The sequence below is a fragment of the Sphingomonas arantia genome, from assembly GCF_042682045.1.
In the GTDB taxonomy this organism is placed as follows: Bacteria; Pseudomonadota; Alphaproteobacteria; order Sphingomonadales; family Sphingomonadaceae; genus Sphingomonas_R; species Sphingomonas_R arantia.
In genome coordinates this window covers 88,525-111,403 of sequence record NZ_JBHUGS010000004.1, presented here as the reverse complement: position 1 = coordinate 111,403, position 22,879 = coordinate 88,525, and the positions used below count along the sequence as shown (strand labels likewise).

22 protein-coding genes and 1 tRNA gene are annotated in these 22,879 nt (G+C 66.2%); 12 read left to right on the top strand and 11 right to left on the bottom strand.

Annotated features, from left to right (window positions below; all coding sequences use genetic code 11):
* Entirely contained in the window at nt 1-705 is a 705-nt protein-coding gene (locus ACFSGX_RS14500) for a hypothetical protein (RefSeq protein WP_380930985.1), read from the top strand.
* An 82-nt stretch (nt 706-787) separates the two neighbouring features.
* On the opposite strand, the gene ACFSGX_RS14495 is transcribed toward ACFSGX_RS14500, so the two are convergent.
* From ACFSGX_RS14495 to ACFSGX_RS14470, 6 genes are read right to left on the bottom strand one after another with little or no spacing between them, the layout of a single operon-like run.
* Nucleotides 788-1,936: a DUF1501 domain-containing protein gene (locus tag ACFSGX_RS14495; RefSeq protein ID WP_380930983.1), complete on the bottom strand. Its 1,149-nt coding sequence runs from the start codon at nt 1,934-1,936 to the stop codon at nt 788-790.
* Between the two features lie 4 nt (nt 1,937-1,940).
* Complete coding sequence (locus ACFSGX_RS14490; RefSeq protein WP_380930982.1) at nt 1,941-3,353, bottom strand: DUF1800 domain-containing protein; 1,413 nt, start codon at nt 3,351-3,353, stop codon at nt 1,941-1,943.
* Between the two features lie 56 nt (nt 3,354-3,409).
* Entirely contained in the window at nt 3,410-3,859 is a 450-nt protein-coding gene (locus ACFSGX_RS14485; RefSeq protein WP_380930980.1) for a periplasmic heavy metal sensor, read from the bottom strand.
* Nucleotides 3,860-4,267, bottom strand: a complete 408-nt coding sequence (locus ACFSGX_RS14480; RefSeq protein WP_380930978.1) for a hypothetical protein — start codon at nt 4,265-4,267, stop codon at nt 3,860-3,862.
* Nucleotides 4,260-4,847, bottom strand: coding sequence for an RNA polymerase sigma factor (locus ACFSGX_RS14475; protein WP_380931156.1), 588 nt, complete (start codon nt 4,845-4,847; stop codon nt 4,260-4,262). The genes ACFSGX_RS14480 and ACFSGX_RS14475 overlap by 8 nt, the downstream gene beginning before the upstream one ends.
* An 11-nt stretch (nt 4,848-4,858) precedes the next feature.
* Nucleotides 4,859-5,293, bottom strand: a complete 435-nt coding sequence (locus ACFSGX_RS14470; protein ID WP_380930977.1) for an EF-hand domain-containing protein — start codon at nt 5,291-5,293, stop codon at nt 4,859-4,861.
* A 242-nt stretch (nt 5,294-5,535) separates the two neighbouring features.
* Here ACFSGX_RS14470 and ACFSGX_RS14465 point away from each other — a divergent pair, with 242 nt between their 5' ends.
* On the top strand, nt 5,536-6,813 hold the full coding sequence (locus ACFSGX_RS14465; RefSeq protein WP_380930975.1) for a PQQ-dependent sugar dehydrogenase: 1,278 nt from the start codon (nt 5,536-5,538) through the stop codon (nt 6,811-6,813).
* Nucleotides 6,814-6,972: 159 nt separating this feature from the next.
* Here the strand turns inward: ACFSGX_RS14465 and ACFSGX_RS14460 are convergent, their stop codons facing one another.
* On the bottom strand, nt 6,973-8,253 hold the full coding sequence (locus tag ACFSGX_RS14460; RefSeq protein ID WP_380930973.1) for a glycoside hydrolase family 130 protein: 1,281 nt from the start codon (nt 8,251-8,253) through the stop codon (nt 6,973-6,975).
* Nucleotides 8,254-8,564: 311 nt separating this feature from the next.
* On the opposite strand from ACFSGX_RS14460, the gene ACFSGX_RS14455 reads away from it, so the two are divergent.
* The 3 genes from ACFSGX_RS14455 to ACFSGX_RS14445 all read left to right on the top strand — a co-directional run bounded on the left by ACFSGX_RS14455 (nt 8,565) and on the right by ACFSGX_RS14445 (nt 14,266).
* Entirely contained in the window at nt 8,565-10,601 is a 2,037-nt protein-coding gene (locus tag ACFSGX_RS14455; RefSeq protein WP_380930971.1) for a DUF3857 domain-containing protein, read from the top strand.
* Nucleotides 10,602-10,872: 271 nt separating this feature from the next.
* Nucleotides 10,873-13,026: a prolyl oligopeptidase family serine peptidase gene (locus ACFSGX_RS14450; RefSeq protein WP_380930970.1), complete on the top strand. Its 2,154-nt coding sequence runs from the start codon at nt 10,873-10,875 to the stop codon at nt 13,024-13,026.
* A gap of 133 nt (nt 13,027-13,159) precedes the next feature.
* On the top strand, nt 13,160-14,266 hold the full coding sequence (locus tag ACFSGX_RS14445; RefSeq protein ID WP_380930968.1) for a GGDEF domain-containing protein: 1,107 nt from the start codon (nt 13,160-13,162) through the stop codon (nt 14,264-14,266).
* 439 nt (nt 14,267-14,705) lie between these two features.
* On the opposite strand, the gene ACFSGX_RS14440 is transcribed toward ACFSGX_RS14445, so the two are convergent.
* The 3 genes from ACFSGX_RS14440 to ACFSGX_RS14430 all read right to left on the bottom strand — a co-directional run bounded on the left by ACFSGX_RS14440 (nt 14,706) and on the right by ACFSGX_RS14430 (nt 17,111).
* On the bottom strand, nt 14,706-15,521 hold the full coding sequence (locus ACFSGX_RS14440) for an NYN domain-containing protein (RefSeq protein ID WP_380930966.1): 816 nt from the start codon (nt 15,519-15,521) through the stop codon (nt 14,706-14,708).
* Nucleotides 15,522-15,634: 113 nt separating this feature from the next.
* Complete coding sequence (locus tag ACFSGX_RS14435; RefSeq protein ID WP_380930964.1) at nt 15,635-16,696, bottom strand: SDR family oxidoreductase; 1,062 nt, start codon at nt 16,694-16,696, stop codon at nt 15,635-15,637.
* Nucleotides 16,697-17,037: 341 nt separating this feature from the next.
* Nucleotides 17,038-17,111 (bottom strand) — tRNA-Gln (locus tag ACFSGX_RS14430).
* 176 nt (nt 17,112-17,287) lie between these two features.
* Here ACFSGX_RS14430 and ACFSGX_RS14425 point away from each other — a divergent pair.
* The 7 genes from ACFSGX_RS14425 to ACFSGX_RS14395 all read left to right on the top strand — a co-directional run bounded on the left by ACFSGX_RS14425 (nt 17,288) and on the right by ACFSGX_RS14395 (nt 22,372).
* Nucleotides 17,288-18,472 carry a Ppx/GppA phosphatase family protein gene (locus ACFSGX_RS14425; RefSeq protein WP_380930962.1) on the top strand — a complete coding sequence of 395 codons (1,185 nt, stop codon included), beginning with the start codon at nt 17,288-17,290 and terminating at the stop codon, nt 18,470-18,472.
* Nucleotides 18,469-19,134 carry an RlmE family RNA methyltransferase gene (locus tag ACFSGX_RS14420; RefSeq protein WP_380930961.1) on the top strand — a complete coding sequence of 222 codons (666 nt, stop codon included), beginning with the start codon at nt 18,469-18,471 and terminating at the stop codon, nt 19,132-19,134. The genes ACFSGX_RS14425 and ACFSGX_RS14420 overlap by 4 nt, the downstream gene beginning before the upstream one ends.
* Before the next feature lie 562 nt (nt 19,135-19,696).
* Nucleotides 19,697-20,197: a hypothetical protein gene (locus ACFSGX_RS14415; RefSeq protein ID WP_380930959.1), complete on the top strand. Its 501-nt coding sequence runs from the start codon at nt 19,697-19,699 to the stop codon at nt 20,195-20,197.
* Between the two features lie 122 nt (nt 20,198-20,319).
* Complete coding sequence (locus tag ACFSGX_RS14410; protein WP_380930958.1) at nt 20,320-20,718, top strand: hypothetical protein; 399 nt, start codon at nt 20,320-20,322, stop codon at nt 20,716-20,718.
* Nucleotides 20,719-20,881: 163 nt separating this feature from the next.
* Nucleotides 20,882-21,151, top strand: coding sequence for a hypothetical protein (locus ACFSGX_RS14405; RefSeq protein ID WP_380930956.1), 270 nt, complete (start codon nt 20,882-20,884; stop codon nt 21,149-21,151).
* A 213-nt stretch (nt 21,152-21,364) separates the two neighbouring features.
* Nucleotides 21,365-21,706 carry a hypothetical protein gene (locus ACFSGX_RS14400; RefSeq protein WP_380930955.1) on the top strand — a complete coding sequence of 114 codons (342 nt, stop codon included), beginning with the start codon at nt 21,365-21,367 and terminating at the stop codon, nt 21,704-21,706.
* A gap of 96 nt (nt 21,707-21,802) precedes the next feature.
* Nucleotides 21,803-22,372 carry a hypothetical protein gene (locus tag ACFSGX_RS14395; protein ID WP_380930953.1) on the top strand — a complete coding sequence of 190 codons (570 nt, stop codon included), beginning with the start codon at nt 21,803-21,805 and terminating at the stop codon, nt 22,370-22,372.
* Nucleotides 22,373-22,500: 128 nt separating this feature from the next.
* Here ACFSGX_RS14395 and ACFSGX_RS14390 read toward each other — a convergent pair whose 3' ends face one another.
* Complete coding sequence (locus ACFSGX_RS14390) at nt 22,501-22,824, bottom strand: DUF4279 domain-containing protein (RefSeq protein ID WP_380930952.1); 324 nt, start codon at nt 22,822-22,824, stop codon at nt 22,501-22,503.
* Between the last annotated feature and the right edge of the window lie 55 nt (nt 22,825-22,879).

Genomic DNA, 22,879 nt, shown 5'->3' with positions numbered 1-22,879 from the left:
ATGCACGACAGCGACCGCGTGATGGAGAATGCCGACGCCGTCCTGCGCCGGGTGAGCGAGGGCAACCGCGCCCGCATCGCCCGCCGCCGCGCCCGCCGCCGCAGCCGGCTGGGTGCCACGTCCAAACGGCTCGCTCTCGTCACCGTCGCGCTGCTGCTCCTCATGGTCGGGGCGGGCATGGTCACCCCGATCGGCATCGGCGGCGCGATGCTCTTCGCGCTGGCCGCCGCGATCGCCTGGGCACTCGTCATCTTCGGCTCGGTCGAGCCCGAAGCGCGCGTCGCGGACCTCGCCGCCCCCGACATCGCGCGGCTCCCCGCCCGCACCGAAAGCTGGCTGGAACAACAACGCCCCGCGCTCCCCGCGCCCGCCATCACGCTGGTCGATGCGATCGGCCTGAAACTCGACACGCTCGCCCCCCAGCTCGCCACGCTCGATCCCGCCACGCCCGCCGCGGCCGACCTGCGCAAACTGATCGGCGAGGAACTGCCCGAACTCATCACCGGCTACCGCCGCGTCCCCACCGCGCTCCGCACCGGCGCCGCCCGCTCCGGCCTCAACCCCGACCGCCAGTTGCTCGACGGCCTCGCCGTGGTCGACGAGGAACTCGCCCGCATGGCCGAACGCATCGCCGACGGCGACCTCCACCGCCTCGCCACGCAGGGCCGCTTCCTCGAACTCAAATATCGCGGCGAAGGCAACTAGAACGGGCCGCAGGTTGATCCCAATGAGCCCGCGGATCAGTCAATGTCGGCGGTCCGACCGCATCGGTCACGCCCGGACCGACTCAGCTCCTCACCAGACCGCTGATCGGCCGCGTTGTCGTGGCCTGTGCGAACAGGCTCCGACCGACCAGCGCCGGATCGAGCAGGAGGCTTTCCGCCACCGCACCTGCGATCAGCGCGTCGAGCGCATCCGTGGGCCGCAGGTCGCGCTGCTCGTACAGGTTCGGCGCGGCAAGGCCTGGCCAGTCGGCGATCACGCGACCACCCTTTACCGCGCCGCCCACCAGCATCGCGACCGACCCGGTCCCGTGATCCGTCCCGCCGGTGCCGTTGACCGCCGCCGTCCGCCCGAACTCGGTCGCCACCAGCACCGTCGTCGTCGACCACGCCGCCCCCATCCCGTCGCGCAGCGCGGCGATCAGCGCGTCCAGGTTCTTCAACTGGTTGCCGAGCCGCCCCGTCTGCCCGGTGTGCGTGTCCCACCCCAGCGTCTCCAGCATCGCGATCCGCGGGCCGTTGGCCTTGGTCAGGAAACTCGCGGTCAACCGGCCCAGGCTCGCCGGGTCCTGCCGTGGCCCGATGCCGGCCGCCAAGCCCTTCGTCTCGATCGCCGCGGCCCATGCGGGATGGAGCTGGGGATCGGCGTCGTACAGCGCCCCCACCCGCGTCATCAGGTCATCGGCCGCATTCGGCAACGCCGACGGGGCGAACGACGGCACCTGCACCGGCCCACGCAAGGCGGTCGGGACCGTCGATGCTATCGCGATCGCTTCCTCCCCGGTCCGCGGCAGCATCGCGACCAGCCGGTTCAGCCAGCCATCGCGGACGACATAGGGTTGCGCCCCACCCGTCTCGAGCACGTTCTGCCCGTCGAAATGCGATCGGTCGCGATAGGGCGAGGCGACCGCATGGACGAACAGCGCCTGACGCTGCGCATACATCTTCCCCATCTCGACCAGCGCCGGGTGGAGCGTGAACATCGCATCGAGCTTCGTGCCCAGGGCGGCGTCGCCGATCAGCCCGCCGCGCAGCCCTGCAAAGGCCGGATCGCCGGTCGGCCGCAGGATATCGAGTCCGTCGGCCGCACCGCGCTGGATGATGAACACGAACCGCCAGTCGGTCGCCACCGTCGCGAACGCGATCCCCGGCGCGACGAACAGCGCGCCGGCCCCAAGCGCCGCGCGGGACAGAAGCTGGCGTCGTGCGATCATCGCATCATCTCCTCAAGAAATCCGGCGACACAAGCATCAGCGCGATGGCACCCGCCCGGCTTTCCGATCGGGCGATCTGGTCCGCGGTCGCAACCGCCAGCGACGCGGGCATGATCCGCGGCGCCAGCACGCGCGCGTCGATCGTCTCGGCCAGCGGGGCGGCAAGCTGCTGCGCGATCTCCACCCGGCGCAGCAGCGCGTCGGACCCGGACCATGACGCCGCGATATCGTCCCACCCCGCCGGCGCACCGGGCTTCCACACGCGCTGGCCGAGCTGCGTCTGCAACGCCGCGATCTGCATCGCGCCAACCGTGCGCCGCCCGGTGCCGCGCAGCGCGGAGATCGTCCAGTCCCACGGCGTCTTGAACTTGGTCGGCGTCGCGACCCACGCCTCCGGCGACGCGACGATCGCATGGTAGAGCGTCGGCAGGTCGCCTTTACCCTTCGCAAACACCGCCGCCAGCCGCGCCACCATCGCCGGCGGCGGGTCGTCCCCGGCGAAATGCCGCGCGAGCTTGGTCGCGATATGCGTCGCCGTCGCGGGCGCAATCGCAAAATCCGCCAGCACCCCGCGCGCCTGCCCTTCGCCCGCCTCGGCATAGCCCTTGCCCAGGATCGTGCGGACCCCCGGCTCGTGCTGCGGCGGGCGAAAGACGAAGCGGTTCGGATCGCCCTGATCCTTGGCCCCGCCCAGCCCGTCGACCGACCAGCCGGTCAGCGCCCGCGCGAACTCCGTCACGTCGCCCTGCGTATAGCCGGAGCGGACACCCAGCGTGTGCAACTCCATGATCTCGCGCGCCAGATTTTCGTTCAGCCCGCGTTTGCGATCCGGGTTGCGAAGGGCGGCCGGGCTGGCCGGCCCCACCGACTGCATCTGGTTCAGGTAGAGCAGCATCGCCGGATGGCGTTCGACCGCCAGCAGCATGTCCTCGAACCGCCCCAGCACATGCGGCCGGATCGCATCCCGCTCGAACGCCGGCACCAGCGCGGTGACGCGCGGATTGTCCGCCGAAACGCAAAAATGGTTCGACCAGAAATGCACCATCCGCTCGACGAACGGCGCATCGCTGGCGACGGCCGCATCGGCGCGCGCGCGGACACCCTCGGCATAGAGCGCCTGCACGTCCTGCCCGATGTCGCGGCGGTCCACCTTGACCGCGGCCATCGCCTGCGCGGATGCCTCCTGCTTGCCCAACCGCCGCCGCTCCTCCTGCTGCGCGCGGTAGCGAGCGACAAGCGCCCCGCCATCGGCGAGCGCGGCGAAGCGGGCGGGACGGACCTCAAAGCGTGCGAACTGATCCGTGATCGACCGCTTCGGATCGGCGGGCGGTGCATCGTCAGGCCGCGCGCCCAGCCCGAACCGGTTGAGCGCGACCGCGGCGGGCGACAGTGTGGCCGATTGAACTGGCACGGGCATTCCTCGCGACGTCTGATGCAGGTTGAACGCGCGAACCCGGGCAATCCGTCGCGCGGCTATTCGGCGGCGGGCGCGATCCTGCCGGCGCGACGTTCCATCGCCGCGGCCAGCTTGGCACGGTCCTCGGCCGGCAGCCCCGCGGCAAACGCAACGGCACGCCGTTCCACCGCCGCCCGCACTGCAAAGTCCGCGGTCCGCGCCCGGTCCAGCGCCACCGCGATCGCCGCCTGATCGACCGGCGTCCGGCGCAGCAGCCGCGCCGCCTCCGCCTTCGCCGCGCGCGATGCGACGGCCGTCGGGCGCATCGCCCGCCGCGCCTCCCGCAGCGCCCGCCGGAACGGCCGTCGTTCGGCCGCGGGCAACTCCGCCCCCGCAATCCGCAGCGAACCGGCATTCAGCATCCGATCCCCGGTCCGCAACGACGCATAGCCCGCGACGAGCACGCCCGCGAGGAACAGGTTGAGGATGATCGACGCGATCAGCCCGATGCGCAGCTTCGTCGTCATCTATCCATCCGATCCGGTGATATCGCCGAACGACGTGCTGCCGTTGCCGCCACCCACCGATTCAGTGGGCACGACGATGGCCACCGCCGCGGTCCCGGCGGCCGCCCCCGCCAGCGTCGCCGCGATCCCCACCCCCGACCACCACCAGCGCAGCCGCGACGCGGCGCGGGGCGTCACGACCGGCGCGCCGGCCACGATCCGCGCGGCGAGATCCCCCGCCGGCGCCGGCACCCGCCACAGGTCCAGCCGTGCATCGAGCTCGTCCGCCCCGGCGATGATCGCAGCACCCGCGGGCGTCGCGGCAAGGCTTACCCCGGCCGCGCGGTAACGCTCCGGCCAGCGCGCGACGGCCCCGCCATAAGCGTCCGCCAACTCCCGGAAGCGGGTCAGCGTCAGGGGATCAGTCATGCGCCTCGTCCTCCTGCGATGGGGAAAGTCGGGCGCGCAACGTGCGTCGCCCCCGGGCCAGCAGCGATTCGAGCGCCTCGATACTGACGTCCAGCACCGCGGCGGCCTCCGCACCGGACAGGTCCTGATAATGGACGAGCAGGATCGCGTCGCGCTGCCGTTCGGGCAGGCCACCGATCGCCGTCACAACCCGGTGGTCGCGCTCCGCCGCGATCAGCCCCGCCTCCGCATCCGGCGCCGGGTCGGCCGTCTCCGGCACGACATCGTCCGACACCTCGCGACGACGCCGCAGCCGGTCGCGACACAGGTTGAGCACCACCGTATGGAGCCACGTATCGAACCGCGCGGTGCCGGGCTGCCACTTGGCGGCGATCCGCCAGACCCGCACGAACGCCTCCTGTGCGACATCCTCCGCCGCGGCGGGATCGCGCAGCAACCGCGTCGCCAGCCCGACGATCCGCGGCAGTTTCGCCGCGACCAGCATACGGATCGCCGCCGCATCGCCGCGACCGACCCGTGCGAGCATCGCTATATCCGGATCGTGGTCGTCCAAACCTGGTCTTTCGCCCCGCCATGCTATCCGTCGTCGGGTCAGGCGCCGGTGTCATCCGGATCCGCCGCGGCCGTCCGCGCCGCGGCCCGCTCCTCACGCGTCAGCGATCCGTTCCGGTCCGCATCCAGGCGCGCGAAGCGCCGCGCGGCAACGGTGCCGATCTCCTGCCGATCGACCATCCCGTCACCGTTCCGATCGAGCCGCCCGAACCGCCGCGCGGGATCGCCCTTGCCGCCCTTGCCGCCTTTGCCGGACTTGCCGCCGCTCTGGAACTCCGCCCGGCTCACCCGACCATCGCCGTCGACATCGCCGGCCAGCATCCGCCGCTCGGCTCGTGCGGTAAAGTCCTGCAACGTCATGGTCGCCCCGCCGCGCCCGGCTCGCCGCGGGGTCTCGGGGGTCTGCGCGCCGGCGGCTGTCGCCGACAGGACGGCCAGACCGGCCAGGCTCGTCGTCCAGAATGCGTTGATCATGACCTGCGGCTCCGATGATAGGTTATGCCTGAGCGGGTAAGCGCGGTAACTCATCCCCTCCAACGATCGAGAAGGCCGACTCCGTCGCGGACCTGCGAAAAAGTTGTGAAGCGGCACCCGCACCCGACCGCTCGCCCGGCCGGTACCGGCACTCGACATGTCCGACCAGTTCGTCGGCGCGATCGGCTGGTCACCGCCCATCCTTTGGGGCACACCGCTCCCTCATGCCAAAAGGATCGTCCGTGCAATTTCACCCTGTGTTGGCCCTGGCCACGATGTCGCTGTTGATCGGCTGCGGGTCGCCGCAACCCGCGCAGTCACGCGAAACGACCGCTGCGCCGGGCGAGCCGGCCCCGCCGGTCAATTACGGGGCACTCAAGGCGGCGACCGCAAAGCCGTTCAAGACCGATGTCGTCGCGACGTTCGACACGCCCTGGGCGCTCGCGTTCCTGCCGGATCGGCGGATGCTGGTGACCGAGAAGCCGGGTCGGCTTTGGCTGGTGACCGGTGCGGGGGTCAAGACACCCGTCCGCGGCCTGCCGGCCGTGCATGCCGAGGGCCAGGGCGGACTGTTGTTCGTCGCGACGTCGCCCGATTTCGCCAAGACCCGCCATGTCTACCTGACCTATTCCGAACCGGGTGACGGCGGCGACGGTCTGGCGCTCGCCCGTGCGACGTTGAACACCGATGCAGCGCAGCCGGCGCTTGAGAATCTGCAGGTCATCTGGCGCCAGTTGCCGCGTGGCGCGGGCGGCCAGTTCGGCGGTTATATCGCGTTCGCGCCGGACGGTGGCTCGCTCTTCCTCACCTCGGGCGAACGGCAGCGTTTCACGCCGGCGCAGGATCCGGATCAGGCGCTGGGCAAGATCCTGCATCTGACGCTCGACGGGAAACCGGCCCCCGACAATCCCGGCGCCGGGACGGTCGGTCGCACGACCATCGGCGTGATCGACCCGCCGGAGAACACCGGCGCCGCCGCGACCGCCGCGATCCGCAAGGCGACGATGCCCGCCCCGAACCTGACCCCCGCCGAAACCTGGACGACCGGCCACCGCAATTCCTACGGGCTGGCGTTCGATCCGCAGGGCCGTCTCTGGGAAACCGAAATGGGTCCGCAGGGCGGCGACGAGCTGAACCTGATCGAGCGCGGCAAGAATTATGGCTGGCCGGTCGTCTCCTACGGCAAGAATTACGACGACACGCCGATCCCCTCGCCCGCCGGACAGGCGAAGTTTCAGGAGCCCGTGCTGTACTGGAACCCGGTCATCGCACCCGCCGGCTTCGCATTCTACCGGGGCAACATGTTCCCGCAGTGGAAAACCTCGGCATTTGTCGGCGGGCTGGCATCGTCTGCGCTCGTCCGGATCGAATTCGACGGTCCCGTTCCACGGGAGGCCGAACGCTGGGACATGGGCACCCGCATCCGCGCGGTCATGTCCGGCCCTGATGGAGCCTTGTGGGTCCTCGAGGACGGCACCGACGGACGATTGCTGCGTCTCACCTCGAACTCGGCCGGCTGAGCCAGACCGCCCGGCGTTGCCGTCGAAGACGTCCGGGAACTGTCGGGACGAACCGAAGTCTGGCCGGACCGGCTACGGCCCGATGGCGGCCATTTGTGACCACACTCACGATGCCAGACTTCGGACACGCGTCGGTGACCGATCTTCGGCGCCCAAGGCCTACCGCATCACGGACAATATGTCGTCGACACTGCCAACCGCAAAGGCGGAGTATTCATCGGCGATCGCGTACGGCAACAACACGCGTCGTTTGTGCAGCAGCGCGCCGCAGCTGTAGGTGACATTGGGGACGTAGCCCCCACGCTGTTCGCCGCTCGGAAACAGCAAAGGCGACGGCGTTCGCCCCAGCACCTTTGTCGGATCGGCCTTGTCGAGCAGGCACGCGCCCACGCAATAACCGCGCACCAGGCCGACTCCGTGCGTAAACACGAGCCATCCCTCGTCGATCTCGATCGGCGACCCGCAATTGCCCATCTGGACGAACTCCCAGGGGTAGCGCGGTCCCATGATGATCTCGCCGGTGTCCCAGTGATGCAGGTCGTCGGACCGCAACAGCCAGATATTCTCATTGTCCTGCCGGCCGAGCATGACAAACTGTCCATCGATCCGTCGGGGGAAGAGGGCCATGCCCTTGTACGCGGCCATCGCGCCCGTCAGCGGCCGCATCTCGTACGTGCGCAGGTCGACGCCGCGCAAGAGCTCCGCCCGCGCGTCCCGGCCATCGAATGCCGTATAGGTGCCGATCACGCTCTCGGTGCCATCGTCGTCGGTGAACTGGACGAGCCGCAGATCCTCGACGCCCTGGCGCTGACTGGGCAGCGTCGGGAAGATCACGGTTTCCGAAATATCTTCACTGTCGTCGGACCGCAGCCGCACCCAGCCCGCATCGTCGTCGCGCTCGATCCGCGGTGGCACGCCTTGCGAGCTGGCCGGATCGATCACCAGACCGTTTGCGCCGTCCCACGTGCCCGATCGGAACGTCACCGACGAAATGTGCCCCTCGCCCACGCCACGCAGCGACAGAACGAAGCCGATGCTGTCATCGCCCCGGTCTTGATCGGGAATGGGCACGATCGATGGGTTGAAGAGTGCCGCGCTCTCAAAAGCATATTCCTGACTGAAATAGGCGCCGATCAGCAATTGGTCGCACTCTGACTCCACCGCGACGCCCAGCTCGTCCTTTACCTCTGCAAAGCGGCGCAGGAATACCTGGTCGACGTTCCTGTGCCGCGGCTTCATGGCATCGTGGAGAAGCTCCAGCATGCGCGCGCGCATCTCGGGCGCCAAAGCCATCAGCCGTGCCGCCACCGCTTCGGAACGGGTGGGCCGCCCCTCGGCGAACGCGCCGGGATAGCTGAAGCTGAATGGCCGTATGACGGTGCGGGCCGGATCCGGTTTCAGCTCTACGTCGAGTGTCTTGAATACGTCCGCAGCTTCCATCTGACATCCCTCGCTCTGATCACGCCCGAATAGCGAAGCGCGACACGGTTCGATCCGTGTCTGACGCTACCAGGCGAGACTGCAGAGATTTTTGCGGAACGCAACGCGACACCCCGATCGCTCCGCTACCGGTCACCACCACCCAGACCGCCTCGCGCGGAGCCGCCACATCGACAGACTGCCGGCTGGCGATCGGCACGTCCGGCGGCATCGCGGCCTCCAGCATGAACAGGACCGATTAACGCGTACGGTGACTTGAAAGCGGTCCCGGCTCTGCCACAAGGGTGATCTTGTGGGTGGGGGGGGTATCGGTGCGCATTACGCTGTTGGCTTTGGCGTCGGTTCTCATCAGTACGCCGGGCGATGCCCAGCCCCAGCAGGTCCGCCGCGGCCCCGCGCCGGCCTGGGCGTCGTCCTCCGAACTGTTGCCGGTGCCGGACACCGTCAGCGGCCCGGTCTTCATCCGTCGCCAGGATCTGGAGGTTCACCTGAGTGATCAGGGACAGGCCCAGTATCTCGGATCGCGTATCAGGATCCTCCAACCGAGCGCGTTGCAACTCGGCAATATCTCGATCGCATGGGACCCGGCGGCGGGTGCCCCGATCGTCCACGACATCAAGGTCTTCCGTGAAAACCAGGTCGTCGACGTGCTCAAGGGCACGGCGTTCGAAATCCTGCGGCGGGAGGATCAGCTCGAAGCCGCAAAGTTGGACGGGACTTTGACCGCGGTCCTGCGCGTGCCGGACCTTCGGGTCGGCGACGAACTGGAGGTCCGCCTCACGACCTTCGCGAACGACCGGACGCTCGGACATAACGAGTCCGGGCTCCTCATGCTGACGCCAAGCCCTTCACCGGGCCGCTATCGTCTGGGACTGAGCTGGGAACCCCGCCAAAAGCCCAACCTGAAGAGCACGGCCGATATGACCTCGGCGATGACGATCAGCGAACATTCTGTGAATTTCCGCTTCGACAACCCCGCCACCCTGTCAGCGCCGAAGGACGCGCCGGCACGTTACCAGTGGCAGCGTGCCATCGAATATAGCGACTTCTCCGACTGGCCCGCCGTTTCACGCCATTTCTCACCGCTGTTCACCAAAGCGTCGACGCTGGCGCCGAACTCCGCCGTCAAGCGCGAGGCCGCCCGCATCGCCGCGGCGAACACCCGTCCGCTGGATCGGGCGGCCGCGGCGCTCAAACTGGTTCAGCAGGACGTGCGCTACATCTATGTCGGCCTCAACGGCGGCAACCTGATCCCCGCGTCCGCCGACGAAACCTGGCAGCGTCGCTATGGGGACTGCAAGGGGAAGACCACGCTGCTGCTCGCGCTGCTTGGGGAACTTGGCGTCGACGCGGAACCCGTCCTCGTCAATTCCAGCGGGAACGACGACGGTCTCGATCAACGCCTGCCGCTTCCGCAATTGTTCGATCATGTGCTCGTGCGCGCGCGCATCGACGGCGCGACCTACTGGTTGGACGGGACCTTGCCGCAGGTCGCGTTGCCGGGCGCCCGGCCCGTCTTCCCGGTCAACTGGGTCCTGCCGCTCACCGCGGGCGGCACCGGCATCGAGAAACTGGGGTGGCAGCCGGCCACCACGCCCGACGAAATCAGCCTGTTCGAAATCGATGCGCGGGCCGGCTTCGACAAGCCCGCCCGGATCGTGTCGACCGAAATCGTCCGGGGCGTCAAAGGCCTTCAGCAACAGGTTCAATTCTCCTCGGTGACGGCCGGCCAGATGCTCGACGCGTTCCGTCAGCGAGCGATCGGCGACATCTGGCAGGCGATCGACGATGTGCAGTGGCGCTACGACCAGAAGGCCCAAGCCAGCATCCTGACGATCACCGGCACCGGGACGGTGAACTGGGACGATGATGGCAATGGCGCCAAGTCGCTGGCGCTTCCCGGTGGCGGGTTCAACCCGCCGGAGCGGCGGGCGCGGACGCAGGACCGGAACAGCGACGCACCCTTCTACACCAAGCCGGACTATAGCTGCCACGTCACGACGGTCAGGTTGCCGACGTCGACGCAGGCCAAACAATGGTCGTCAAAACCGAGCTTCGACACGCGCATCTTCGGCCGCAACTATCATCGCGCGTGGGAATTGCGCGACGGGTCCGTCCGCATGGTCCGCGGATCGCGCGTCGAACAACCGGAAATCAGTGCGGCCGACGCCCAGCGTGACAACGCGCGGATCGCCGCGTTCGACAACAGCATGGGCTGGCTGTCCTACACGCCCACCGGGCAGAAACCGGCCGTCGGCAATGGCGAGAACGTCCCAACCACCTACGATTTCGACTGGACGGCCAGCGCAGTTCCATGTGCCTCCCCGATAAACCCCGCAACGCGGTGACAGGCGGCGCGGGACAGGATGCACGACGCTAGATGAGCGCAGTCGATCGGCCTGCCCTTTTACGGACGAACCTCGCCTGCCGCAACGCAGCCGGCGAAAGACAGGTGGAGGTGGCCGGATCGCGCAGGTGAACAAGGATCGTATCTGATGAGCATCGGCAGCAAATGATGATGCAGACGCCTGGACCGTCCGCCGGTTGTATATTGACCGGGCAGTCCGAATGGGTCAACTATATCATCAATTGATCGCGTCGATCCGAAGGGGGCACGCCATGATCAGGGGACTTGTAGCGGCAACGTTGCTGGTACCGGCTGTCATACTCGCACAACCGGCCAATAAAACTGGCCTTTCGAACTTTCCTCCCATGCCGACGGCCGAGCCGTTCCGCGAAACCGTGTTCGGCATCTCCATCGACGATCCTTATCGGTGGATGGAAAAGCCGGAACACCGTGTCGCACTCGAACAATGGGTCAACGCGTCGAGCCTGCATACGACGACCGAGCTTTCGGCCGTGCCGGGTCGCGAGGCCTTGTACAGGGACATGCAGGCGCTGAGCCGCGCCAGCAACCGTTACAATTCGGTACAGGAAGCCGGCGGCAAGCTGTTCTACCAGATGCTTGCCCCCGACAAGCAGATACCCGTGCTGATGGTACGGAAAGCCGGCAGGGACCGACTTCTGCTGGACCCGATGGCCGGCAGCGACGACAAGACGCCGCGTGCGATCTCGAGCTTCTCGGTTTCGCCGGACGGTCGCTATGTCGCCATCCACATCGGCGAAGGCGGCGGCGAAACCGGTGCGATCCGGTTCTACGGTGTCGCCACTGGCCGGCCCGGTCCCGACGTGCTGACCCCGGTATGGGGCGAGTTCCGCGTCGCCTGGATCGACGACAGGACGGTGACCTATACACGCCTCGGCCCCGCGGCGAACGGTGATCAGATGAAGGGGATGGTCGCCTATCGGCACGTGATCGGTACGCCGATCAGCCAGGACGTGGCGGTGCTTGGCGGCAGCGGCCCGGATCGGGGCTTTCGGGTCGATCCCGCGCAATTCCCGATCGTCATGCCCGATCCGACCTCGCGCTGGGTGCTGGCAATAGCGGCAAACGCCCGTGTCGAAGTTCCGATCGCGGTCGGCAGGCTCGATGATCTGCGCGCCGGCAAGCCCGCATGGACGAAGCTCGCAGACTATGACGACCGCGTCACCTTCGCCGACATCGTCGGTGACACGCTCTACTATCTGACGAGCAGGACCGACGAGAATGGCGAACTACGCGCGATCGACCTCGGCGGCGGCGCGCCATCGCTTTCGAAAAGCCGGGTCATCATGCGTTCGGACGGACGCGTGCTTGCCAACATCATCGGAACCACGACCGGTTTGTACGTCACCACGACCCTGCCGTCCGCGGCAAGCGAACTGTGGTTTGTACCGAGCAAGGGCGGCGCCCCGGTCAAACTCGCGCTACCGGCCAGCCAGTCGATCAACGACATGACACCGTCACCGGATCGGAAGTCGGTGTCCTTCTCGATGGGCGGCTACACGGTCGGCGACGTCTATTACCGCGCCACCGCTGGTGGAGTCGCAACGATCGGTCTGGCGAACGCCACCCCACCGTCCGCCGGCCGGCGTCATGTCGTCGAGGAGGTGGCGACGAGTGCCGACGGCACCAAGGTGCCACTGACCATCGTCTTTGCCGACGGACGAAAGGGGCCGGGGCCGACGGTGATCGACGCCTATGGCAGCTACGGCGTATCGGGCCAGCCATTCTATTCCGCCAGTTGGGACGTCTGGAACCAGCGCGGCGGCGTCTATGCCTACTGCCATATCCGCGGTGGCGGCGAGCTTGGCGAGGCATGGCACCGTGGCGGGATGCAGGCGAACAAGGTCAACAGTCACGCCGACCTGATCGCTTGCGGGGAGCGGTTGGTCACGCTCGGCTATGCCACCCCCCGGACGCTCGGCCTGTTCGGTGCCAGCGCCGCGGGGCTGCTCGTCCCTGCGGCGGCTCTGAAGCGACCCGACCTCTTTGCGGCAGCGGTAACGCGTGTCGGCATCGTCAATCCGATCCGACTGGCGTCGGCCAACAACGGCCCCAATCAATATGGCGAAATGGGTGATCCAACAACGGAGAGCGGGTTCAGGGCGCTTGCGGCGCAGGACTCGACCCTGTTGTTGCCCGGCGCGAAAGGCGGCACCGATTTCCTCTTCACGATCGGTCTGAACGACAAGCGCGTCGATCCATGGATGTCGGCAAAGCTGGTCGCCATGATGCGTGCCAAATGGGGTGACAAACATCTCGTCGTGATCCGATCCGACGGAAAGGCCGGACACGGCCTCGGGTCTACGCGAGACCAGAGTCTTGACGAGCGTGCCGACATCTTCGCATTTTTCCTTAATCGGTTCGGAGCACCGGGATTTGTGCGTTAAACGATCGAGGGGGCGGGAATGACCTCATCCCGGCCTTCCAGCTTGGTCTGAGCCCGCTCCAATTGCGGCCGCCCGCCGACCGCGGCGTCCAATTATTCCGAACTCTTTTACCTGATCCATGTTACCCCAACCCATGTTTGCCCGTTTCCGCACCGATCCCGAACCCGATCCGGTCTATGTCGAACTCGTCTCCGCGATGTTCGATATCGAAGGGTCGACCTGGATCGCCGGGCTCATCTTCACCAGCCTCGGCCTGTACCTCGCGATCGCGATGAACGATCCGATCACCGCCGCCATCACGCTGGCCGGGGCGGTGGTGCAGATTCCGCGCATCTTCCTCCTCCGCCGGTTCCGCCGCGTCCGTCGCGCGGCCGGCGGGACGCTGCCCGACGCGCGCACGGCGGCCACCTGGGAACTGCGCTACAGCCTCGGCCTCATCCTGTTCTCCGCGCTGCTCAGCGGGCTCTGCCTGCGGATGTTCGCCATCGGGGACCCGGTGTTCCAGATGCTTGTCGTCGGCATGATGTTCGGCTTCTGCTCCGGGGTCATCGCGCGGCTGTCGGTCCGCCCGCTCGTCTGCGGGCTGGCGCTGATGGTCACCGTCGTGCCCGTCGCCGCGGCCGCCTGGGTCACGCCCGAACCGCATCACGACATCCTCGCGGTCGGCCTCCTGCTGTTCCTGGTCGCCGCCCTCGGCACCGTCCGGCAGGGGTACGACGCCGCCCGCCGCCACATCACCACGGCGCAGGAGATGTCGACCGTCGCGCGCAACGATCCGTTGACCGGCCTGCTCAACCGTTTCGGCCTGCGCCAGGCCTTCGCGCGGATCGTGCCGACCAGCGCCGCGCCGATGCTCGCCGTCCACTACTGCGATCTGGACGGGTTCAAGCCGATCAACGACCGCCACGGCCACCCCGCCGGCGACGCCGTGCTGGCGGAGGTCGCGGACCGGCTGCGCGCCGCGCTCCGCCCGACCGATCTGGCCGCGCGCGTCGGCGGTGACGAATTCGTCGTGATCCAGGCCCCCGTCCGCCACGGGAACGAGGTCGCCCCCTTCGCCGCCCGGCTCCGCGCCTGCTTCGACGCGCCCTGCCGGGTCGGGTCCGGCGGCGTCCGGGTCGGCGCCTCGATCGGCTCCACGCTCGCCACCGCCCCCCGCCCAGACCTCGACCGCCTCCTCGCCGAAGCCGACCGCGCGCTCTACGCCGCCAAACACGTCAGCCGCGACGCGGCAGAGTAAAGACAAAACCCCCAAATCCGCCCATCCCGAGCGAAATCGAGGGACCCTTCGAGCGAAGTCGAGAAGCCCCGCCGGCCAAGAACGGAACAGCCGAACCAGTCGGCTACGAACACACCCCACATCCGGCCAATCCCCGTTCGGTTCGAGCCTCCTGAGCCTGTCGAAGAACGAGAACACCGCGCAGTTCCGGCCCCACCGGACCCCGCCCCCAAACCCCGTCCATGCTGAGTAGCGACCGAGTAGCCCCCCAGGAGCGTATCGAGGGCGCGTCTCGAGGCACGAAGCGCAACCCTTTCGATACGGGCCTTCGACTGCGCTCAGCCCCTACTCAGGACGAACGGGGTTTGAAAAAAATCCCGTTTGGTTCAAGCCTGTCGAGAACATCGCCCAGTTCTCGACTAGCTCGAACCGAACGGGATTTTACGGAGACCAACCGACACTACCGCCGCCGCACCGGCGCACTACTCACCCGCTCCACATACAACCGGTCCCCACCCGTCGCGACCTTCTCGCGCAGGATGTCGTACCCGTCCTCATTCTCCACCAGATCGGACAGCTTCCGCATCCCGTAGTTCCGCGGATCGAAGTCCGGCATCAGCTTCTGGATCTGTGCCCCCACAACCCCCAACGGCACCCGCTTGTCGTCGCCGATCACCGCATCGAACGCCTCGTCCAGCGCCGGCCGGAAATCCGCCGGGCTCGCCAAAGTCGCCGCCGGAGCCGCCGCCACCGGCGCAGGGGCCGCCGCCCGCGGAGCCTCGTTCCGCGAAGGCGTCCGCGTCGCCGGCACGGACACCGGCCCCGCCGCGACCGCCGCTGCCGCAGCCCCCTTCTGGCGGAATAATTCGGTATAGATGAACCGGTCGCACGCCGTAATGAACGGCTTGGGCGTCTTCTTCTCGCCGAACCCGAACACGGTCAGCCCGTTCTCGCGGATCCGCGTGGCCAGTCGCGTGAAGTCGCTATCGCTCGTCACCAGGCAGAACCCGTCCAGGCTGCCCTGGTGCAGCAGGTCCATCGCGTCGATGATCAGCGCGCTGTCGCTGGCGTTCTTGCCGATCGTGTTGCGGAACTGCTGGATCGGCTGGATCGCATGTTCCATCAACGGGTTCCGCCACCCGGCCAGGTTCTGCATCGTGAAGTCGCCGTAGATCCGCTTCACCACCGCGGTCCCCAGCGCCGCGACCTCGGACAGCAACGGCCCGATGACGTTAGGGGATGCGTTGTCGGCATCGATGAGAACGGCAAGGCGCACAACAGGTCTCCGGACACGAACAGGCATTCCAGCCTCCTACGCCCCCCGAACGACGCGGTCGAGGACCAGCGGAACAGGGCACGCCCAACTCCGCCAGTCCCCCAGCTCTCACCTCACGGAATGATGCGATCCGCACGCAGCTGCGCGAACAGGTCGTAGAACGCGTCGTCCGTCGGCCGGTACGCGGTGAACCCCATCCGCCGGCTCTTCGACATGTCCGTCACCACCTCGATCGGCCGGCCTAGGTCCGCATCGGTGTGCCACGGCGATGCCAGCCGCGACAGGTCGGCCTCGACCAGCCCCTCGCGTGCCGCGATCTCCGCCCACAGCGCACCGTCGTTCGCCATCTGCGTCTCGAGCGGCATCATCGTCCCGTCGAACGGCGCCGGCTCCACGCCGAACCACTCGGCGATCCGCCCCCACATCCACTGCCAGCGGAAGATGTCGCCGTTGACGATGTTGAAATCCTGGTTCGCCGCCTCGGGCGTCGTCGTCGCCCACAACAAATGCCGCGCCAGCTGCCCGGCATCCGTCATGTCGGTCAGCCCCTCCCACTGCGCCGTCGACCCCGGGAAACGGAACGGCCGCCCCGTCTCGCGACACAAAGTCGCATAGACCGCCAGCGTGGTGCCCATGTTCATGGCATTGCCGACCGCCTTGCCGATCACGGTATGCGGCCGGTGGACGCTCCACGAAAACCCGTCGCGCGCCGCGGCGGCGAACACCGCATCCTCCTGCGCATAATAGAAATTCTCGACGTCGAGCCGGCCCTGCTCCTCGCGGAACGGCGTCTGCGGCAGCGCGCCTTTGCCATAAGCCTCGAACGGCCCGAGATAATGCTTCAACCCCGTCACCAGCGCGACATGCCGCGTCGCCCCGTCGTCATCCAGCCCATCGAGCAGGTTGCGCACCATCGCGGAATTGACGCGGATATTCTCCGCCTCGCTGTCCTGCCGCAGCCACGTCGTGATGAACACCGCGTCCGGGTGCAGCCCCGCCAGCGCCGCCCGCGTGCCGGCCGCATCCTGCAGGTCCGCCGCCACCGGCTGCACGCCTTCCTGCGCCCCCGGCCGCCGCGACAGCCCGTGGACCGTCCAGCCCTCCTGAACCAGCAACGCCGCCGTCGCACTCCCCACAATCCCGCTCGCGCCCACAACCAATGCCGTCTTCATCACATGCTCCGATCTACTACTTGCCTCCCTGAACAGGGCAGCCCCCCACCTGTTCCCTCGCCGGGACGTAACGGAAACCCGGCTGGCCGAGCTACGCGACCCAAAGCCAAACCACAGCCCCCTCCCTTTCAAGGGAGGGGGTTGGGGGGTGGGTGCTACCTCTTCAGCAACGGAACAGCGAAGCTATCGCGCAGCCGACCGGCGCTCCTCAAGCATCGTCAAACCGGAAAGACCGGCCGCAATACCGCACAGCACAGCGCCACCGGGGACACCCCCAGCCCGACCCCTACCGCACCCGCGAACCTGATCTGAAAAAGCGCGATCCAACTCGCACCGAACGCCACTGGATGCCCCGCGTGGATTCGAACCACGATAAACGGTATCAGAAACCGTTGTCTTACCTTTAGACGACGGGGCAGCAGCGTGTCCGCCGCCTAATCGGTCGCTCCGCGGCTGTCAACGCCGCATCGCCCGCCACCCGCCGCCGGCCCCCAAACGCGCGACGGCTTGTGCCCGGCACGGCACACCGCTACGCTCCTTCCCAAGCACCGGCAGCGTCATGCTCCGCCGGCCCCAGAACAGAGTTTTCGATCCATGGCGCACCGCCCTTTCGAGGCCGCGCCGTCCCCCGGCCACCCGCCGGGACGCGCGGCATCCGGACCATCCGGCAGGTCCCCCAATCCATCGTCCACGCGCGCCAACGGCCAGCCTGCCAAAGGTTCGTCGGCCGACGCCCCTGACGGCACCCGCTCACCCAGCCGCGCAGCCGACAGCCCCCCCCGTCAAGGCCCGCGCACCGGCCCGCCACGCGCCGACCGCGGCACCTATGCCGCGCTCGATCTCGGCACCAACAATTGCCGCCTGCTGATCGCGCGGCCGCAGGAGGACGGCTTCGTCGTCGTCGATGCGTTCAGCCGCGTCGTGCGGTTGGGCGAAGGGCTTGCCGCCACCGGCCGGCTGTCCGACGCCGCGATGGACCGCGCCGTCTCCGCGCTGTCGATCTGCGCGGACAAGCTCATGCGCCGCCACGTCACGCTCGTCCGCTCGGTCGCGACGGAGGCCTGCCGCCGCGCCACCAACGGCGCCGACTTCGTCGCCCGCGTCCACCGCGAAACCGGCATCGCGCTGGAGGTTATCACAGCCGAGACGGAGGCGAAGCTCGCCGTGCTCGGCTGCCACGCGCTGCTCGAACCCGGCGACGGGCCCGCGCTGGTGTTCGACATCGGCGGCGGATCGACCGAACTGGTGCTGATCGACACCGCGGCCGGCGAACCGCGCATCGTCGACTGGTTCTCCGCACCCTGGGGCGTCGTCTCGCTCAGCGAAAACGACCCGCATATCGGCGACGATGCCGATGCGTTGGAGGCCGCCTACCACCGCATGAAAGCCCGCGTGGCCGATGCGTTCGCCGGCTTCCACGGTGCGATCGGCGCGCGGATGCCAGGTCCCATGCGGCTGCTCGGCACCAGCGGCACCGTCACCACGCTCGCCAGCGTCCATCTGAAACTGCCGTCCTATGATCGCCGCGCGATCGACGGGCTGATCGTGCCGTCCGAATCGATGCGCGCGATCAGCGCCCGGCTCGCGCGCATGTCGGTCACCGAACGCGCCACGCTCGCCTGCATCGGGCACGAGCGCGCCGACCTCGTCGTCGCCGGCTGCGCGATCCTCGACGCGATCCTCGACATCTGGCCGGCCGAACGGCTCGGCGTCGCCGACCGCGGCATCCGCGAAGGCATATTGCGGACCCTGATGGGTCGCGAAAGGGCGAAGTCATGAGCCGCGGGGGTTCCGGCGGCCGCGTCCGCGTCAAGACCGGGCGCGGCCGCACCGCCGCGTCCACCCGCTGGCTCGAACGCCAGCTCAACGACCCCTATGTCCGCCGCGCCAAGGCGGAGGGTTACCGCAGCCGCGCCGCCTACAAGCTGATCGAACTCGACGAACGCTTCGGTCTGCTGCGCGGGGCGGACCGCGTGATCGACCTCGGCATCGCGCCCGGCGGCTGGGCGCAGGTCGTGCGCAAGGTCCGTCCCAAGGCCACCGTCGTCGGCATCGACCTTCTCCCCGTCGATCCGATCGACGGCGTCGACATCCTGCTGCTCGATTTCATGGACGACACCGCCCCCGGCCTGCTGACCGAGGCGCTCGGCGGCCAGGCGGACGTCGTGCTGTCCGACATGGCCGCCAACACCGTCGGCCACGCGCAGACCGACCATCTCCGCACCATGGGCCTGGTCGAGGCCGCCGCCGTCTTCGCCGGCGAAATCCTCCGCCCCGGCGGCTCGTTCGTCGCCAAGGTCCTGGCCGGCGGCGCGGACAGCGACCTCGTCGCCCTCCTCAAACGCATGTTCACCACCGTAAAACACGCCAAACCCCCCGCCAGCCGCAAGGACAGCTCGGAATGGTACGTGATCGCGCAAGGCTTCAAGGGTCCCAGTTGATCACCGCGACGCGGCCCGCCCCGGCCGGCGCGGGCACGGACGTGTTCACCTAACCGACGCCCCTGGGCGGCTGTTGCCGTAAACGAACAATTGAACCGCCCGGAAACGACCATTCAAGATGGTTCGACGCAACGACTTCGAGAATGTCCGCTAACGCCCAATTGCGGACATTCGCGATTTCGAGCAATCATCAACAAATGATGCTCATCCCCGCACTACTGCTTGCTGCCGCTGCACCATCTGAGCAGGCAATAGCGGCGCAGGCCGTCAAGTGCGGCATCAGGTTGGATCAGCTAGTCTGGTCCAAAGACAAGCTTGGTCAGCGCCGAGCGGACCTTACGCCAAACGGCGATCTGGACGGACTGCCTTGGCCCAACTTCGTCTGCATGATGCGGTGGGCGCAATCCACCCGCGCAAGTGTCGGCCTTCTGGCTGAGCCACCACCTACACAAGACGCCCAGTAGGTCTGCTAACCACCAGACCCGAACGTTCGGGCCAACGATCGCATGATCGTCCAAAGCCCTCAATTGCGAACATAGTAAAACCAGTTATGGCCGACTGTATGATGAGGTTGAGTAAAATATGGATTGGGTGGCTGGTTGCTATCCTGATATTAGCTATTCCTATATTTGGCCTCGGCTGGGCCCGCACCACCGCACCCGTTGCGGCGCCGCTAGAAGCCGGAAACTTAGTTCTGCGGCTTGAAGCCGTAAAAATTCACGAATCGTTCGGTTTCTGGCCGATCATTTTCAGAAGCAATTCTCCCAACACAGGGCCGATCCGCGGCAACATTCGCAATCGAAACGGTACTGGACGCGAAATCGACTATAAGATCACGATTTCTTCACAAAGGGGCGCAGAAATTGAAGCCCGTTGCAACCTTGAGTATCATGATGCCTGTTACTTCGATGCGGACCTGGGTGTGGCCGACCTGACGGAAGGCATTCTAGTCTCTGTAGCAAATACCCACGATGGTCAGATTCTCGTGTCGCGTCATCGCGTCAACTTCACTCGAACCTCGACTTATTCGTTCGCGCTATGGGACGCGCTTATGGGTGTTTAGGCCGACATTATCCTAATCCGAACGTCCGCTTCCCACCAAAACCAGACGTTCGACACCGCCACCACTCGGATGTCCGCTAACGCCCAATTGTGGACATTTGGTTTGGTTGAGAGGTTGCCGACATGACGACTCTTTTCATCGAAGCAGACGAGCCACTCCTTGTGTTTTCTTCCGTAGAGGAAGCTGAGCAGCACATCGAAGCGGCAGATGTCCGTGACGGTATCTACACCCGAGCCTTCGGACGAGCGGGTGAGCCCTATTCAATCACGACAGAGGGCGAATGCGTTGTGATCCGCCCCATCGAAAAGCCAGCCGATCCGGAGAGTTTGCGTGAGCTTCTGCGACGCTCATTGCAGGGGGTGGGTCAAATGGTCCCGCACGATGCTGATCTTCCTGCTTTGGTTGCCGCTACCGAAGCGTTCTGGACAAAGCGCCAGCGTTTTGTCAGCGCCGCATCTAGATGGAGTTGCATCGTTCTGATCGTCATGTTGGGAGGACTGGCCATGTTTGTCTGGGCGTGAGATAGCGTCCGCTGACCACCAAAATCGGACATTCACAAGATCACGAGGCTTATCGCTTCAAAACAAGGCGGCCCCGCTGCATAATGAATCGATGGCTAGATACAGTTCTGATTATGGTCGACTGGATGGCGATGAACCTCGATATTGCCTCACAGGGCCAAGGGTGCTGATCGCAGAACGTGACTACCAGTTTAGTCTCTATGCGGTCGATGTCACGGTTTCGAACGGGATGCGCGGGCGGCACGTCCTTGCGGTTCCTGTCGCGATCAGTGCGGTCTCCTTTACTGTCGGGGTGATGTTGACCGAAGAGGATTCCCGAAAGGCAGATGCCGGCGATATCGCGGCTATCGCGTCTCTTGCCAACGCAGTGCAGGGCGGGTTCCGGCGGTTCCGAACCTTCCCGGCAAACGAGTTGGGCCGGTTTGTCATTTAGCGCCAGAACATGGCCGTTCCTGGAACGCCGCCCTGCTCGGTAGAAACGACGACGTCACATGATGTCGGCGAACGCCATCTCGCTTCCGAATAGCGGTCGGACTGCGAACCACCACCTCCGGGCCTTCGATTTGCGATCCGGTAGGAGTGGCTTCAAACGCCCATTTGCAGACATCTCGGATTGCGTTATTATGGGATCATCGGGAGGCGGTCTATGACGATAGTGCTGATCGGCATAGTTTTCGGCTTGGTGCTCTGCGGCGTCGCGCTTCGTGCCGAGGCGCGCTTTCGAAGTGAAGATCGATTGCCGATGCAGTGGTGGTTAGACGGCGAAGTAACTTGGTCCGTCCCACGCTGGATGGCGCTTACATTCATTCCCGCACTGTCAATTCTCACGCTCGGTAGCGTCGGTGTCCTGCTTGCCAGCACGGGGCCCCGGCCCGGCCAGGAGGGCATGGTGATCCCGTCGTTCATCGCGCTCGGAATGGTCTTCCTTGCAGCACAGTTTTTTCACCTTTGGATGGTTGCAAAGACAGTTCGTCGGAACGGCGGCTAACCACCAAACCCGGACATTCCCGTTAAACGATTGTTGAGCAGGAATCGTGGAACATCCGCTAACGGCCAATTGCGGACGGTCGTTCACCTGTTTTAAATGATGACAGTGACGAGAAACGTTCTAGCCATCAAAGTCGTTTTCCTCGGTGTCGCGACATATGCCGGGGCTTCGGAATCTAGCGTTCCTCCAAGCAGTGAAAAACTCCCGGCGACGATCACGCGTCCGCTTTTCGTGTCGCCTATCACGGCGTTGGCTTTGGTGCGTAGGTTAGGGCCGGTTTGGCAGGGCCCAGCGCAAGAGGTCGAGGAGCGGATGGGATCGCTTGTCATGAAGCGATATTACTTCTCGTCCGAAGAGCGGTTCCTGCGCATCAACCTAGCACCTGACGGGAGCGTTACGGAGTTCTTCCTATATGCTGGGCAGCCGAGGCGGGAAGTTCAGAGCAATGAGTGTGCGCTGCTGCCACCTCCGAAAGAGACTGCCCGTATACTGCTCGGGGCCGTGGAGCCTGGCCACGATATTGTCGACGAGAGAACGGTCGCCGGAGCAGCCATGCTTGGATGGCAACCGCTTCATCTCATTCAGGCCGCTCGCGTTCTAGGCACCCGGATAAGATTCACGTCTTCGATCAAAGCTTGTCATATCCTGATGCGGCGGAACCCCTGATCGGGAACTTCCGCTATCCACCATCTGCAGATATTTAGGCGGGGTCGTCCGAGCCGTATATATCAAGGTCTATAAGGAGGCCTCGATCACCAAGGCGGGCAAGCGTTTCAGACCTCAGGGTAAGACCCTCATTCCCGCTGGCGAGGAACAAGCCACGCAAAAACTCGTCCGCGATACCGTTTGGAATATGACCGCCATGCGCGAAGATCACTCGATAGACCATCAAGTAGTTCGTTGATTTGGTCATCCAGATCACCCGGCTCGCGTCGTTCTGCCTCCATGCGCCACGAACCTTGCAGGGCAACTTTTTCCGCTCCTGCCTTGGTACGCCATACGCCACCCTTCCGTACCCCGACGGTCGGCGCCGCGCCGAGAGAAGTCGTAATCTCTACCGGATCAAGGTCCTCACCAAAAAAGCCGATCGAAGCCGCCGATTTGTAAACAGTGCTCATCGGCACCCGATTGCACGGATTGGCGCCAGCGGCCAGAAAGCCGACGGACTGCTTT

Coding starts and splice junctions, on each gene's coding strand:
- ACFSGX_RS14500 (WP_380930985.1), top strand. CDS start 1: ATGCACGACAGCGACCGCGTGATGGAGAATGCCGACGCCGTCCTGCGC.
- ACFSGX_RS14495 (WP_380930983.1), bottom strand. CDS start 1,936: ATGATCGCACGACGCCAGCTTCTGTCCCGCGCGGCGCTTGGGGCCGGC.
- ACFSGX_RS14490 (WP_380930982.1), bottom strand. CDS start 3,353: ATGCCCGTGCCAGTTCAATCGGCCACACTGTCGCCCGCCGCGGTCGCG.
- ACFSGX_RS14485 (WP_380930980.1), bottom strand. CDS start 3,859: ATGACGACGAAGCTGCGCATCGGGCTGATCGCGTCGATCATCCTCAAC.
- ACFSGX_RS14480 (WP_380930978.1), bottom strand. CDS start 4,267: ATGACTGATCCCCTGACGCTGACCCGCTTCCGGGAGTTGGCGGACGCT.
- ACFSGX_RS14470 (WP_380930977.1), bottom strand. CDS start 5,293: ATGATCAACGCATTCTGGACGACGAGCCTGGCCGGTCTGGCCGTCCTG.
- ACFSGX_RS14460 (WP_380930973.1), bottom strand. CDS start 8,253: ATGGAAGCTGCGGACGTATTCAAGACACTCGACGTAGAGCTGAAACCG.
- ACFSGX_RS14450 (WP_380930970.1), top strand. CDS start 10,873: ATGATCAGGGGACTTGTAGCGGCAACGTTGCTGGTACCGGCTGTCATA.
- ACFSGX_RS14445 (WP_380930968.1), top strand. CDS start 13,160: ATGTTTGCCCGTTTCCGCACCGATCCCGAACCCGATCCGGTCTATGTC.
- ACFSGX_RS14425 (WP_380930962.1), top strand. CDS start 17,288: ATGGCGCACCGCCCTTTCGAGGCCGCGCCGTCCCCCGGCCACCCGCCG.
- ACFSGX_RS14420 (WP_380930961.1), top strand. CDS start 18,469: ATGAGCCGCGGGGGTTCCGGCGGCCGCGTCCGCGTCAAGACCGGGCGC.
- ACFSGX_RS14415 (WP_380930959.1), top strand. CDS start 19,697: ATGATGAGGTTGAGTAAAATATGGATTGGGTGGCTGGTTGCTATCCTG.
- ACFSGX_RS14410 (WP_380930958.1), top strand. CDS start 20,320: ATGACGACTCTTTTCATCGAAGCAGACGAGCCACTCCTTGTGTTTTCT.
- ACFSGX_RS14400 (WP_380930955.1), top strand. CDS start 21,365: ATGACGATAGTGCTGATCGGCATAGTTTTCGGCTTGGTGCTCTGCGGC.
- ACFSGX_RS14395 (WP_380930953.1), top strand. CDS start 21,803: ATGATGACAGTGACGAGAAACGTTCTAGCCATCAAAGTCGTTTTCCTC.
- ACFSGX_RS14390 (WP_380930952.1), bottom strand. CDS start 22,824: ATGAGCACTGTTTACAAATCGGCGGCTTCGATCGGCTTTTTTGGTGAG.